The sequence below is a fragment of the Paraburkholderia fungorum genome (assembly GCF_902833645.1).
GTDB classification, from domain to species: domain Bacteria; phylum Pseudomonadota; class Gammaproteobacteria; order Burkholderiales; family Burkholderiaceae; genus Paraburkholderia; species Paraburkholderia fungorum.
This window is the reverse complement of the sequence record NZ_CADFGE010000007.1, coordinates 128,791-142,403: the sequence shown is the minus strand read 5'-3', so window position 1 is coordinate 142,403 and position 13,613 is coordinate 128,791. Positions and strand designations below refer to the sequence as shown.

The window sequence follows — 13,613 nt, the reverse complement described above, 5'->3', positions numbered from 1 at the left end:
ACGGCACGTTCCGCAGATCTAACAAGAAAGCAGCACGGAGGAGAAGTGATCGAGCTTCACGCTTTCGACGATCAACGCGCCCAATCCGACGCGTTGGCGAAGGCGGTTGGCGACGCGTTACATGCGTCGCTCGCCGCACAGGCGGCCACAGCCGCAGCAGGCGCGCCACATCCTGGCACGCGCCCGGCAATGCTTGCAGTGTCCGGCGGTACCAGTCCGCGTCCGTTCCTGCAGACGTTGTCCACGCAACCCTTCGACTGGGCGCGCATTGCCGTGACGCTGGTCGACGACCGCTGGGTGCCGGAAACGGACAGCGCGAGCAATTCGCAACTCGTGCACGACACGCTGTTGCAGAACGCCGCGAAAGACGCCGCTTTCTGGCCGCTGGTGGATACGGCGCAGGACCTGAACGCGCACGTTGCCGCGCTGAACGCCGACTCGCGCTTTAGCGCCGTGCCGGACGTCGCGATTCTCGGCATGGGCGAAGACGGCCACACCGCGTCGATTTTCGCCGATGCGCCCGAATGGGACCACGCGATCACCACGCCCGAGCGCTTTGTGGCCGTGCATCCCGGCAGCGCGCCGCATGCGCGGGTGAGCTGGTCGCTCTCCGCGCTGAAAGAAGTGAAGCATCTGTTTTTGCTGATCGCAGGACCGCGCAAGATGGACGTGCTGAATGCCGCCGCCGCTTCGCTACAAAAAAATGCCATCTCGCAGTTGGCAAACGACAAGGGAGTGAGACTCGATGTCTACTGGTGTGCAAACTAAGGCTGTTCCGGGCGCGGGCCAGCACGCCGACGGACCGAGGCTGCTCGCCGACATCGGCGGCACCAACGCGCGCTTCGCGCTCGAAACCGGGCCCGGCGAGATTACGTCGGTGCAGGTCTATCCGTGCGCCGACTATCCGGGCGTTGCCGAAGTCATCAAGAAGTATCTGAAGGACACCAGGATCGGCCGCGTGAATCATGCGGCGATTGCGATTGCGAATCCTGTCGACGGCGATCAGGTCAGGATGACCAATCACGACTGGAGCTTTTCGATCGAAGCCACGCGCCGCACGCTCGGCTTCGATACGCTGCTGGTGGTGAATGACTTCACCGCGCTGGCCATGGCGCTGCCGGGCCTGACCGACACGCAGCGCGTGCAGGTAGGCGGCGGCGCGCGCCGCCCGAACAGCGTGATTGGCCTGCTCGGCCCGGGCACCGGCATGGGCGTGTCCGGTCTGATTCCGGCCGACGACCGCTGGATCGCGCTTGGCAGTGAAGGCGGCCACGCCACCTTCGCGCCGGCCGACGAGCGCGAAGACATCGTGCTGCAGTACGCACGCAAGAAGTGGTCGCACGTTTCGTTCGAGCGTGTGGCGGCGGGCCCCGGCATCGAAGTGATCTATCGTGCGCTGGCGGGCCGCGACAAGAAACGCGTGGCGGCGAACGTCGACACGATCGAGATCGTCAAACGCGCGCTGGACGGCGAGCCGCTCGCGGCCGAATCCGTCGATGTGTTCTGCGGGATTCTCGGCACCTTCGCGGGCAATATCGCGGTGACGCTCGGCGCACTAGGCGGCATCTACATTGGCGGCGGCGTGGTGCCGCGGCTAGGCGAATTTTTCGCGCGTTCGTCGTTTCGCAAGCGCTTCGAGGCGAAGGGTCGCTTCGAGGCCTATTTGCAGAACGTGCCGACCTACGTGATTACCGCTGAATATCCGGCGTTTCTGGGCGTGTCGGCGATTCTCGCGGAGCAGTTGTCGAACCGCGCGGGCGGCAGTTCATCGGCCGTGTTCGAGCGGATTCGCCAGATGCGCGATGCGTTGACGCCGGCCGAGCGCCGTGTGGCCGACCTGGCGTTGAATCATCCGCGCTCGATCATCAATGATCCGATCGTGGACATTGCGCGCAAGGCCGACGTGAGCCAGCCGACGGTGATCCGCTTCTGCCGTTCGCTAGGTTGCCAGGGCTTGTCGGACTTCAAGCTGAAACTGGCGACGGGTTTGACTGGCACGATTCCGGTGAGTCACAGCCAGGTGCATCTGGGCGATACCGCGACGGACTTCGGCGCGAAGGTGCTCGATAACACCGTGTCCGCGATTCTGCAGTTGCGCGAGCATTTGAATTTCGACCAGGTCGAGCGAGCCATCGATCTATTGAACGGTGCGCGGCGGATCGAGTTTTACGGGCTCGGCAATTCGAACATTGTCGCGCAGGATGCGCATTACAAGTTCTTCCGGTTTGGCATTCCGACGATTGCTTACGGCGATCTGTACATGCAGGCGGCGTCTGCTGCGTTGCTTGGCAAGGGCGATGTGATCGTTGCCGTGTCGAAGTCGGGGCGTGCGCCGGAGCTGCTGCGTGTGCTGGATGTCGCCATGCAGGCGGGGGCCAAGGTGATTGCCATTACGTCGAGCAATACGCCGCTGGCCAAGCGGGCTACCGTCGCTTTGGAGACCGATCACATTGAGATTCGCGAGTCGCAGTTGTCGATGATTTCGCGGATCCTGCATCTGGTGATGATTGATATTCTTGCGGTGGGGGTCGCGATTCGGCGTGCTATGCCTAGCGAGGATGTGGCTGAGACGGTCGCTAAGGCGCGACAGGGTGCGGATGATGATGCTACTGCTGTGCTTGACTGGTTAAGTCATGGAGCTGCGTCTTCTGCGCGGGATTAAGGGAAGGGCCTGCTCGGCGGGTTTGTTGTCGATCTGGCTTTTTGGTCCTTCCTTGCAGGGTTCGTGGTTTGTTTGGTGTTGGTCTTTTGGTCTTTTGGCCTTTCCTTGCTTTGTTAGTGGTCTATTAGCGTTGCCCCTGTGCGGGGCGGCACCTACTTTTCTTTGCCTGCCGCAAAGAAAAGTAGGCAAAAGAAAGCGGCTCACACCGCCAGCTCATAAGTGGGTCCCCCGCACAGCCGCGGTAGTGGTGCATCTGGAATCCGTGTTCCCGCACACTCCGCCTCAGTGACAAGGCAGTCATACCTCCGGCGGCGCTGCGCGCGCCGATACCCCGCTCCAAAAAAACGATCAGTCATGCAAAGCATCAGCCAGGTTTCCCAGGCAGACCCATCCGCGACGCACGTAGTGCGGAGTGGGAGCTGATGAGTGCTTTGTCACTAGCGTGGAGTGTGCGGGGGCGCTGATTCCAGATGCACCACTACCGCGTCTGTGCGGGGGACCCACTTATGAGCTGGCGGGGTGAGCCGCTTTCTTTGCTTATCTTTCTTTGCGGCGGCAAAGAAAGTAAGTGCCGCCCCGCACAGGGGCAACGCTAATAGACCACTAACAATTCAAGGAAAGGCCAAAGCGCCAAAGCCCCCTCAACCAAAAAAGCGATAATAAGCCCACTCTCGCCGAAGGCAAAAAAACCCCCTGCCCCAAAACTCCGATGATCATCCGCCCCCATCTCCATTGGTTCCGCATGCTGCTGGCCTGGCGAGGCTCCGTCCTCCCGCGACTCCTCCCGCGGCTATCGCTGATTTTCTGCATTTCGATCGTCGCCGTGGCCGCCCACGACCACCTGCTGCCGGTCACGTTAAATCTCAACACCACCGCCCCGTTCTCGCTCATAGGCATAGCGTTAGCCGTCTTTCTAGGCTTCCGCAATAACGCCAGCTACGACCGCTGGTGGGAAGCCCGCAAGCTCTGGGGCCAGTTGCTGAACGATTCCCGCTCGCTCACCCGCCAGGCGCTCACGCTGCAAAACAAACCGCTGCCCAAAGAGGACATCAGAGAGTTCATCGCCGCTCTAGGCGCCCTCCCCCATGCACTGCGTCATCAACTCCGCAAAAGCGACCCGCGTGAAGATCTCGCGGCACGTCTGCCCAAAGCGCTTCTCGACCGCGTCATGCAGTCGCGCTACAAACCAACGACACTCCTGCTGTTTCTCGGCGAATGGGTGCAACGCCACGCCCAAACAGGCGCGCTCGATCCAATGGCGGTGCTCGCCTTCGATCGAAATCTGAATGGTCTGTCGGATGTGATCGGCGGTTGCGAGCGCATCGCCTCGACGCCGCTGCCTTTCGCCTACTCGGTGATGATTCACCGCACGGTGTATTTCTTCTGCGCGTCCCTGCCGTTCGGACTGGTCGACAGCATCGGCATCTTCACGCCGGTCTTCTCGGTGTTCGTCGCGTACACCTTCATGGCGCACGAAGCGATCGCCTCGCAGATCGAAGAGCCCTTCGGCATCGACGACAACGATCTCGCGCTCGAAACCATGTCGCTCGGTATCGAAGACGCGATGCGCGACCTGCTAGGGGAACCGGCACTTGCGCAGCCGAAGCCGCAAGCCGAAACCTACGTGCTCACCTAAGCCGCGAGCGCTCAGTCGTTGCCAACGGTTTCGGATAAACGTTTGAGCGTGGCCACCCGGGCGCCGATGATATCGATGCGCCCACGCTCGTCGACCAACGGCGTGGTCGCGTTGAGATACGCGGTCCAGGCCTTTTGTGCGCGTACCAGCGTCGGACGCGAACGCGTCGGCATCTTCGTCTGCAAGCGGCGGTAATAGCGGTTCAGATCGAACATCGCGTGCTCGCATTGCGCGTCCGCATTACAGGCGCGCGGACGACGCGGCGCGTCCCCGCCGGCGTTGATCCTGGCCATGGCGCTGCGCAGCGCAAGCGCGCGATCACGCACCGGTTGCAACTGCATATCGGCTTCGGCCAGCACGTACATCGAGCCGTGCGTCGTCGCGAACACGGCGGCAAGCAACTGCTTCTCGACCTCGCGCGAGGCCTCCCAGCTCGCCTGACTCTTCTCCCACTGCTTGCGCCGGGCCCGCGGCAACTTCGCTTCAAGCTGCTGCCACGCGCCGTCCAACGCGGCTTTCCAGCCGATTCGCGCGTTGTCCATACACTGCACCTGCCCCACCGTCGACGACATGTCGCTGCGCGCCAGACACGCGCGCATCGACGCGTCGATCGGGTCGGCGGCGGCCACTTCGGCATGCGCCGTCGCAGGCGTCACGCCGAGCGTCGCCGCAAGCGCCGCACCGAGCACCATTGCCCAGATCGCCGGCTTTGCCGGGGCCAGCGCGCCAAACGCGCGCCGCCAGCCGCCAGCGCCCAGCAGGGACTGCACTACCCGCATCGTCAGGCGCGCACGCAATCGACGAAGTATTCGATGCGCCCGTTGATGGTTTCGCCGACCAGCCCGTGGATATCCGTGTGGAAACCCGGGAAGCGCTCGTTGAACTCGCGCGCGAAACGCAAATAATTGACGATGGTCTTGTTGAAGCGCTCGCCCGGAATCAGCAGCGGAATGCCCGGCGGATACGGCGTCAACAGGATCGACGTGACGCGGCCCTCGAGTTCGTCGATCGGTACCCGGTCGACCTCGCGGTGCGCGAGCTTCGCAAATGCGTCCGAAGGCTTCATGGCCGGTTCCATGCTCGACAGGTACATCTCGGTCGTCAGGCGCGCAATGTCGTTCGCGCGGTAAACGCTGTGAATCTGCTGGCACAGATCGCGCAAACCCACACGCTCGTACATCGGATGATGCGAGACGAACTCCGGCAACACGCGCCACAGCGGCTGATTGTTGTCGTAATCGTCCTTGAACTGCTGCAGTTCGGTGACCATCGAGTTCCAACGGCCCTTGGTGATGCCGATCGTGAACATGATGAAGAACGAATACAGCCCGGTCTTCTCGACAATGATGCCGTGCTCGGCCAGGTACTTCGTAACGATCGCAGCCGGAATACCCGTCTCGCCAAAGCCGCCGTCCATATCCAGACCCGGCGTAACGATAGTCGCCTTGATCGGGTCGAGCATGTTGAAGCCTTCGGCGAGCGGGCCAAAGCCGTGCCACGCGTCGTCCGGGCGCAGCATCCAGTCTTCGCGCGAGCCGATACCTTCTTCGGCGAACTGGTCCGGACCCCACACCTTGAAGAACCAGTCGTCGCCGTATTCGTCGTCGACCTTGCTCATCGCGCGGCGGAAGTCGAGCGCCTCGGCAATCGATTCTTCCACGAGCGCCGTGCCGCCCGGCGCTTCCATCATGGCCGCGGCCACGTCGCACGAGGCGATGATCGCGTACTGCGGGCTGGTGGAGGTATGCATCAGATACGCTTCGTTGAAGCGATGCTTGTCGAAGCGGCTGTTCTTCGAATCCTGCACGACGATCTGCGAAGCCTGCGAAATACCGGCCAGCAATTTGTGCGTGGAGTGCGTCGCGAACACCAGCGCGCCGATGCGCGGGCGGCCCGCGCCGATCGCGTGCATGTCCTGATAGAACTCGTGGAATTCCGCATGCGGCAACCACGCTTCGTCGAAGTGCAGCGTGTCGAGCCAATCGCCGAGCATTTCCTTGATCATCTCGACGTTGTAGATCACACCGTCGTAGGTGCTCTGCGTGATGGTCAGGATGCGCGGCTTCAGATCCGGATTCTTCGCCAGCGCTTCGCGCGCGAACGGATTCGCGAGGATCTTCTTCTTGATGTTTTCCGGCTCGAATTCGCTGCGCGGAATCGGGCCGATGATGCCGAAGTTGTTTCGCGTCGGCGTGAGGAACACCGGAATCGCGCCGGTCATCGTGATCGCGTGCAGAATCGACTTGTGGCAGTTGCGGTCCACCAGCACGATGTCGCCCGGCGCCACCGTGCCGTGCCAGACGATCTTGTTCGAAGTCGAGGTGCCGTTGGTCACGAAGAACACGTGGTCGGCGCTGAAAATGCGCGCGGCATTGCGCTCGGAAGCGGCCACCGGCCCCGTGTGGTCGAGCAGCTGGCCGAGTTCGTCGACGGCATTGCAGACGTCGGCGCGCAGCATGTTCTCGCCGAAGAACTGGTGGAACATCTGGCCGAGCGGGCTCTTCAGGAACGCGACGCCGCCCGAGTGCCCCGGGCAATGCCAGGAGTAAGAGCCTTCGTCCGCGTACTGCACCAGTTCCTTGAAGAACGGCGGCGCGAGCGAATCCAGATACACCTTGGTCTCGCGGATGATGTGGCGCGCGACGAACTCCGGCGTGTCCTCGAACATGTGGATGAAACCATGCAGTTCGCGCAGGATGTCGTTCGGCAGATGGCGCGAGGTGCGCGTTTCGCCGTACAGGAAGATCGGAATGTCAGCGTTGCGGCGGCGCACTTCAGTCACGAACGCACGCAAGGCGACGATCGCGGCCGCCAGTTCCGGCGTCTCGCCTTCCACCACGACGTTGTCGACGTACGGCAGCAGTTCGTCGTCGTCGATCGACAGGATGAAGCACGACGCACGGCTCGATTGCTGGGCGAACGAAGTCAGGTCGCCGTAGCTCGTCAACCCGAGCACTTCCGCGCCTTCTTTCTCGATAGCTTCGGCCAAAGCCCGGATGCCGGAACCCGAGATGTTCTCGGAGCGAAAATCTTCGTCGATGATGACGACGGGAAAACGAAACTTCATGGGCGATTCTCCAAAAAGAACGACCGCTGCATTCGACTAAGCAGCGGTCACCCGAGTAGCTGGTGGGTCAGTGCGCTGCCGCCGTCACGTCTTGGGCAACGTGACGCCGTGCTGACCTTGATATTTGCCGCCGCGATCCGCGTACGACGTCTCACAAATTTCGTCGCTTTCGAAAAACAGCACTTGAGCAACGCCTTCGTTCGCGTAGATTTTCGCAGGCAAAGGTGTCGTATTCGAGAATTCGAGCGTAACGTGGCCTTCCCATTCCGGCTCGAACGGCGTCACGTTGACGATGATCCCGCAACGCGCATACGTGGATTTGCCCAGACACACGGTCAGGACGCTGCGCGGAATACGGAAATACTCGACGGTGCGGGCCAGCGCGAACGAATTCGGCGGGATGATGCAGACGTCGCCCTTAAAGTCGACAAACGATTTCTCGTCAAAATTCTTCGGGTCGACGATGGTCGAGTTGATATTGGTGAAGATCTTGAATTCGTCGGCGCAGCGGATGTCGTAGCCGTAGCTCGAGGTGCCGTAGCTGACAATCTTCCGACCGTCTTCGGAAACGCGGACCTGATCTGGCGCGAACGGCTCGATCATATTGTGCGACTCGGCCATGCGCCGGATCCACTTGTCGGATTTGATAGTCATAGGTGAACGCTGCTCGACTTGAGTGACAGATGTGTGACGGGGGTGTGACGGATAGCACCCGGAGTAAGTTCCGGGCCGGCGCCGTGGGCTTGGACGCCCCCGGCTTAGCGCTCCGGGCCAGGTGCCTTCCGGCTACGTGCCCCGGGTTAGGCGCCCCGGCTACGCGCCCCGGGCTAGGCGCCCCCAACTACGCGCCCCGAACGAAAGGCGCTTATTTTACGCGATCGCGAAGTTGCCGCTACGGATGCGGTCCGAGCACCGCAGGCGCGGCCTTCACTGGCGAATCAATCCGCATGCAAGCGCGGGGCCTGCACCATGCTGCGGATACGCATAGGGGTCGGTCGCGTCGTGATGCAACAGGACGGCCCGTTGCAGCACGGAGCGAATACCGTCGAGCGACACGTCCGGCGCCACAATAAAACCGGTGGCCACGCCGTTTGCGTCCGCGTGGATGTTGCCGAGATCGCCTTCGACCCGGGCGCCTGCCTTCAGACGCTCGGCTGCCGGCGAGAACACCGGGCCGGCGCTGGAACCGTCGGCAGCATTGCAGTCGCCGCGCTCGTGCACTTGCAAGGCGTGGTCGCTGTTGGGCGGCAAGCCCGCAAGGTTGTAGGTGACCTGCACGCCGTCCGAGCGCTCGATGAACGTTACGAGGCCGCGCGCCTGATTGCCCACGGTGGGCAGCAACTGCGCGTCGGCGCGCTTTTCCTGTGGTCTCAGGAATGTGCTGCAGCCGCATAACAGCGCGCTGCTGGCAGCCAGGACGATGAATGCCACCACCGCCTGCCCGTCGATTCGTTTTCCCATGCGATCCTCTTGCCGGCCTGGCGGCCGCCCCTGCGGCCGCCGAGCCGAACTTGTGAAGTCGACATGATACCGCGAGACCAGGCGCAAATTGACGCCTTGGCCCCGCTTTGACCCCGCTTTGACCCCTTGTCCGAATGGCTACTCAGGTGTTCTGGACAACGATGCTGGGAAACTTCGAGGTCATGTCGCGAGCCCGCTCGGCAATATGGATCGCAACCTTGCGCGCGATCGACCGGTAAATCCCAGCGATACGGCCTTCCGGATCCGCCACCACGGTGGGTTTGCCCGAGTCGGCCTGCTCGCGGATGCCGATATCGAGCGGCAGGCTGCCAAGCACATCCACACCGTATTCCTTGCCCATCCGCTCGCCGCCGCCCGCGCCGAAAATATGCTCTTCGTGGCCGCAATTCGAGCAGATATGCATACCCATGTTCTCGACGATCCCGAGGATCGGAATGCCGACCTTCTCGAACATCTTGAGGCCCTTCTTCGCGTCGAGCAGGGCGATGTCCTGCGGCGTTGTGACGATCACCGCGCCCGTCACCGGCACGCGCTGCGACAAGGTCAGCTGAATGTCGCCGGTGCCCGGCGGCATGTCGACGATCAGGTAGTCGAGATCTTGCCAGTTGGTCTGCCGCAGCAGCTGTTCGAGCGCCGAAGTAGCCATCGGGCCGCGCCACACCATCGGGTTGTCCTGCTCGATCAAAAAGCCGATCGAGTTGGCCTGCAAACCGTAGCCGGTCATCGGGTTCATCGACTTTTCGTCGGGCGATTCAGGGCGGCCGGTAATGCCGAGCATCATGGGCAGCGAGGGGCCGTAAATGTCCGCATCGAGGATGCCGACCGAAGCGCCTTCGCTCGCGAGCGCCAGCGCCAGGTTCACCGCGGTCGTGCTCTTGCCGACCCCGCCCTTGCCCGACGCCACCGCGACGATGTTCTTGACGTTCGGCAACAGTTTGACGCCACGCTGCACCGTATGCGCAGCGATGTCCTGAGACACCTCGACACGTGCGTTCGCCACGCCGGGCACGGCCTTCAGCGCGTCGGCGAATTGCGCGCGAACCGCTTCAAACTGCCGTTTGGCCGGATAGCCGAGCACCACGTCGAGGCTGACCGCGTCGCCCTCCACGGTGACGTTCCGGATGTTCCTCGCAGCCGAATAGGGCTTGCCTGTGTTGGGGTCAGTGACGGCCGCGAGGGCGGCGTCGACCAAAGCCCGATCGATACTCATTGACACTCCGTGGGGAACACTTGCGGGGTGGCGGAATCCAAGCTTCGGCCACTCGCCAGAATTTGAAAAAAATTGTTAGGCAGCATTGCTAAAACCAGGCGCGCCGTGCACGCTTCGGCAGGCGGAACGCCATGGGGTCGCATCGCTGCGTCCTTCAGTCACCATTGTAGTGGCTGGCGCCAAGCCTTGCCGGAAGACCCTTCTTCACTGTCGGACCGGAACCAGGGAAGACGCAGGATTCTCGTATTTCGACCTGTGCGCTTTACGGCCGTTGCATCGGGCGGATAGATTTATCGCTTCCACCTGCTTCACTCAAGAGGAATCAAAAAATGAATGCAAAACTCATGACTCGCCTTGCCGTTTTCGCGGTTGCCGGTTCGCTGCTGGCAGGCTGCGCGACCCAACAAGGCACTAACACCGCCGTCGGCACGGGCGTGGGCGCCGGCACCGGCGCGGCGCTCGGCGCGATCTTCGGCGGCGGCAAGGGTGCGGCGATCGGCGCGGGCGTCGGCGCTGCGGTGGGCGGCATCACCGGCTACAACTGGCAAGCCATTCACAACAAGCTGTCGGGCGCCACCAAGGGCACCGGCACGCAGATCACCGAGCAGCCGGACGGCTCGCTCAAGCTGAACATCCCGAGCTCGGTCACGTTCGACACCAACAGCTACGCGATCAAGCCGTCGTTCGCGCCGGTGCTGGATCAACTGACGCAGACCATGCAGCAGAATCCGGAACTGATCGCCCAGGTGATCGGCTACACGGATAGCACGGGTCAGCCGGCTTACAACCAGACGCTGTCGGTCAACCGCGCGGAAAGCGTGACGGGCTACCTGGGGCAACGCGGCGTCGCGCCGCAACGCCTGTCGGCACAAGGCATGGGCCAGAATCAGCCGGTTGCTGACAACAACACCGAAGCCGGCCGGGCTGCCAACCGTCGCGTGGAAATCTATCTGCGCGCCACGGCTCAACACGCCACGCAATAAGCGGACAGCCTGAAAGAGGAAGAAGCAACGGGGCGGCAGGCCGCGCTTGCCGCCCCGTTGCCGCGTGTTGTCGGCGGTACCCGGCAAGCCGCAAAAGCCGCATGTGGGCAAACGCGGGCGGACGCAAAAAATCTCGCGAGAGAGCGAAAAAATTTCGAACTCTGCCGAAAATTCGCGGTCTGTCTTTACGGTACGTGGTTGGCGAAGCCGCCACGTCACCATTCTCCTCTTGTCGTTGTTGCTCCGGGGTTAATAGCCCCGGTTTTTTTTGGGCGCACGGTTTTCACAGGACGCCGCTTGAGGGACACACCCCTCTTCCCCGCACCGGCCGAGGCGCGGGCAAGCCGCCCCCGCCCGCGCCTCACGGCCGCCCTGCTAGAATCATCGTTTCGTCCCACCGCAGGCTCCCACCATCCTTATGTCAGCACCCGCCACCGATCTCTCCGCAGGCGCGCCGTCAGGCCGTCGCCAGATTCTCGTCACGTCGGCCCTTCCGTATGCGAACGGGCAAATCCATATTGGCCATCTGGTCGAATATATCCAGACGGACATCTGGGTCCGGACGTTGCGAATGCACGGGCACGAGGTCTACTACGTGGGCGCCGACGACACACACGGCACGCCGGTCATGCTGCGCGCGGAAAAGGAAGGTTTGACGCCCAAGCAGTTGATCGACCGCGTCTGGCAGGAACACAAGCGCGATTTCGACAGCTTCGGGATTTCGTTCGACAATTACTACTCGACCGATTCCGAAGAGAACCGCGTGCTGAGCGAATCGGTCTATCTGGCGCTCAAGGAAGCCGGCCTGATCGACGCCCGCGATATCGAACAGGCGTACGATCCCGTCAAGGAAATGTTCCTGCCGGATCGCTTCATCAAGGGCGAATGCCCGAAGTGCGGCGCAAAGGATCAATACGGCGACAGCTGCGAGGTATGCGGTTCGACTTACCTACCGACCGAACTGATCAATCCGTATTCGGTCGTCTCCGGCGCCACGCCGATTCGTAAGACCTCGACGCATTACTTCTTCCGTCTGTCCGATCCGCGCTGCGAGAATTTCCTGCGCGCGTGGGTCAGTGGTCTGGCGCAGCCGGAAGCCACCAACAAGATGCGCGAATGGCTCGGCGACGCCGGCGAAGCCAAGCTCGCCGATTGGGATATTTCGCGCGACGCACCGTATTTCGGCTTCGAGATTCCGGGCGCGCCGGGCAAATATTTCTACGTGTGGCTGGACGCGCCGGTCGGCTATTACGCGAGCTTCAAGAACCTCGCTGACAAGCGCGGCCTCGACTTCGACGCGTGGATCCGCAAAGGCTCGACCGCCGAGCAGTACCACTTCATCGGCAAAGACATTCTGTATTTCCACACGCTGTTCTGGCCGGCCATGCTCGAATTCTCGGGCCACCGCACGCCGACCAACGTGTTCGCGCACGGCTTCCTGACGGTGGACGGCGCGAAGATGTCGAAGTCGCGCGGCACGTTCATCACCGCGCAAAGCGTGATCGACACGGGCCTGAATCCGGAATGGCTGCGCTACTACTTTGCCGCCAAGCTGAACAGCACGATGGAAGACCTCGACCTGAACCTCGACGACTTCCAGGCACGGGTGAACAGCGATCTGGTCGGCAAGTACGTGAACATCGCGAGCCGCGCCGCCGGTTTCCTGATCAAGCGTTTCGAGGGTCGTGTGCAGGACAGCGCGATGCATCATCCGCTGCTCGCCACGCTGCGCGCCGCCGTACCGCAAATCGCCGCGAACTACGAAGCGCGCGAGTACAACCGGGCGCTGCGCCAGACCATGGAACTGGCCGACGCGGTCAACGCGTACGTCGACACCGCCAAGCCGTGGGATCAGGCGAAAGACCCGGCCAATGCCGTCGCGCTGCACGAAACCTGCAGCGTGAGCATCGAGGCATTCCGTCTGCTGTCGCTGGCGCTCAAACCGGTGTTGCCGAACTTGGCGGAGGCAGTCGAAGCCTTCCTCGGCATCGAGCCGCTGGTGTGGGCCGACGCGAACGTGCCGCTCTCTTCCACGCGCCCGATCAATGCGTACAAGCACCTGATGACACGCGTCGATCCAAAGCAGATCGAGGCGCTCATCGCCGCGAATCGCGAGTCGCTGCAAGCCACGCCGGACGCTGCGGCGGCACCAGCGGACGCGAAGACCAAGTCGAAGACCGCGAAAGCAGCCGCTGCCGGGAAGGACGAAACGCCCGGCATTATCTCGATCGACGACTTCGCCAAAATCGATCTGCGCATCGCGAAGATCGTCGACTGCAAGGCGGTGGAAGGCTCGGACAAACTGTTGCAGTTGACGCTCGACATCGGCGAAGAAAAGACGCGCAATGTGTTCTCGGGCATCAAGTCGGCTTATCAGCCGGAGCAGTTGATCGGCAAGCTGACGGTCATGGTCGCGAATCTCGCCCCGCGCAAGATGAAGTTCGGCTTGTCGGAAGGGATGGTGCTGGCGGCCTCGGCTACTGACGAGAAAGCCGAGCCGGGCCTCTACGTGCTCGAACCGGATAGCGGCGCGAAGCCGGGCATGCGCGTGAAGTAAAGCGCGGCGTCTCGAA

General features: G+C 62.4%; 10 protein-coding genes. 5 read left to right on the top strand and 5 right to left on the bottom strand.

The genetic code is table 11. The features are described from left to right. Positions 1-45: 45 nt before the first annotated feature. The 3 genes from pgl (at position 46) to HWX91_RS21920 (ending at position 4,298) form a co-directional block, all read left to right on the top strand. Complete coding sequence (gene pgl / locus HWX91_RS21930) at positions 46-768, top strand: 6-phosphogluconolactonase (protein WP_028196745.1); 723 nt, start codon at positions 46-48, stop codon at positions 766-768. Next, on the top strand, positions 746-2,662 hold the full coding sequence (locus tag HWX91_RS21925) for a bifunctional transcriptional regulator/glucokinase (RefSeq protein ID WP_028196744.1): 1,917 nt from the start codon (positions 746-748) through the stop codon (positions 2,660-2,662). Before pgl ends, HWX91_RS21925 begins: the two co-directional genes overlap by 23 nt. A gap of 709 nt (positions 2,663-3,371) precedes the next feature. Then, positions 3,372-4,298, top strand: coding sequence for a bestrophin family protein (locus HWX91_RS21920; protein ID WP_028200502.1), 927 nt, complete (start codon positions 3,372-3,374; stop codon positions 4,296-4,298). 11 nt (positions 4,299-4,309) lie between these two features. On the opposite strand, the gene HWX91_RS21915 is transcribed toward HWX91_RS21920, so the two are convergent. The 5 genes from HWX91_RS21915 to apbC all read right to left on the bottom strand — a co-directional run bounded on the left by HWX91_RS21915 (position 4,310) and on the right by apbC (position 10,057). Next, positions 4,310-5,077 (bottom strand): lysozyme inhibitor LprI family protein, encoded by a 768-nt coding sequence (locus tag HWX91_RS21915; RefSeq protein ID WP_028200501.1) that lies wholly within the window; start codon positions 5,075-5,077, stop codon positions 4,310-4,312. A 2-nt stretch (positions 5,078-5,079) separates the two neighbouring features. Beyond that, entirely contained in the window at positions 5,080-7,365 is a 2,286-nt protein-coding gene (locus tag HWX91_RS21910) for an arginine/lysine/ornithine decarboxylase (RefSeq protein ID WP_028200500.1), read from the bottom strand. A gap of 84 nt (positions 7,366-7,449) precedes the next feature. After that, the gene (gene dcd / locus HWX91_RS21905) at positions 7,450-8,019 is read right to left on the bottom strand and encodes a dCTP deaminase (protein WP_028200499.1); all 570 of its coding nucleotides are present in this window, start codon (positions 8,017-8,019) and stop codon (positions 7,450-7,452) included. Between the two features lie 273 nt (positions 8,020-8,292). Continuing rightward, positions 8,293-8,826, bottom strand: coding sequence for a superoxide dismutase family protein (locus HWX91_RS21900; RefSeq protein ID WP_028200498.1), 534 nt, complete (start codon positions 8,824-8,826; stop codon positions 8,293-8,295). Positions 8,827-8,968: 142 nt separating this feature from the next. Beyond that, positions 8,969-10,057, bottom strand: coding sequence for an iron-sulfur cluster carrier protein ApbC (apbC, locus tag HWX91_RS21895; RefSeq protein WP_028200497.1), 1,089 nt, complete (start codon positions 10,055-10,057; stop codon positions 8,969-8,971). Positions 10,058-10,386: 329 nt separating this feature from the next. Between apbC and HWX91_RS21890 the strand changes: the two genes are divergently transcribed. After that, positions 10,387-11,040, top strand: coding sequence for a YiaD family glycine zipper/OmpA-like lipoprotein (locus tag HWX91_RS21890; protein WP_028200496.1), 654 nt, complete (start codon positions 10,387-10,389; stop codon positions 11,038-11,040). Positions 11,041-11,458: 418 nt separating this feature from the next. Beyond that, positions 11,459-13,597, top strand: coding sequence for a methionine--tRNA ligase (gene metG, locus HWX91_RS21885; protein WP_028200495.1), 2,139 nt, complete (start codon positions 11,459-11,461; stop codon positions 13,595-13,597). Positions 13,598-13,613 lie beyond the last annotated feature (16 nt).

What these genes read in the sequence shown, in the direction of transcription:
- apbC (WP_028200497.1), bottom strand. Translation starts at nt 10,057, where the DNA reads ATGAGTATCGATCGGGCTTTGGTCGACGCCGCCCTCGCGGCCGTCACT.
- dcd (WP_028200499.1), bottom strand. Translation starts at nt 8,019, where the DNA reads ATGACTATCAAATCCGACAAGTGGATCCGGCGCATGGCCGAGTCGCAC.
- metG (WP_028200495.1), top strand. Translation starts at nt 11,459, where the DNA reads ATGTCAGCACCCGCCACCGATCTCTCCGCAGGCGCGCCGTCAGGCCGT.
- HWX91_RS21900 (WP_028200498.1), bottom strand. Translation starts at nt 8,826, where the DNA reads ATGGGAAAACGAATCGACGGGCAGGCGGTGGTGGCATTCATCGTCCTG.
- HWX91_RS21920 (WP_028200502.1), top strand. Translation starts at nt 3,372, where the DNA reads ATGATCATCCGCCCCCATCTCCATTGGTTCCGCATGCTGCTGGCCTGG.
- HWX91_RS21925 (WP_028196744.1), top strand. Translation starts at nt 746, where the DNA reads ATGTCTACTGGTGTGCAAACTAAGGCTGTTCCGGGCGCGGGCCAGCAC.
- HWX91_RS21910 (WP_028200500.1), bottom strand. Translation starts at nt 7,365, where the DNA reads ATGAAGTTTCGTTTTCCCGTCGTCATCATCGACGAAGATTTTCGCTCC.
- HWX91_RS21915 (WP_028200501.1), bottom strand. Translation starts at nt 5,077, where the DNA reads ATGCGGGTAGTGCAGTCCCTGCTGGGCGCTGGCGGCTGGCGGCGCGCG.
- HWX91_RS21890 (WP_028200496.1), top strand. Translation starts at nt 10,387, where the DNA reads ATGAATGCAAAACTCATGACTCGCCTTGCCGTTTTCGCGGTTGCCGGT.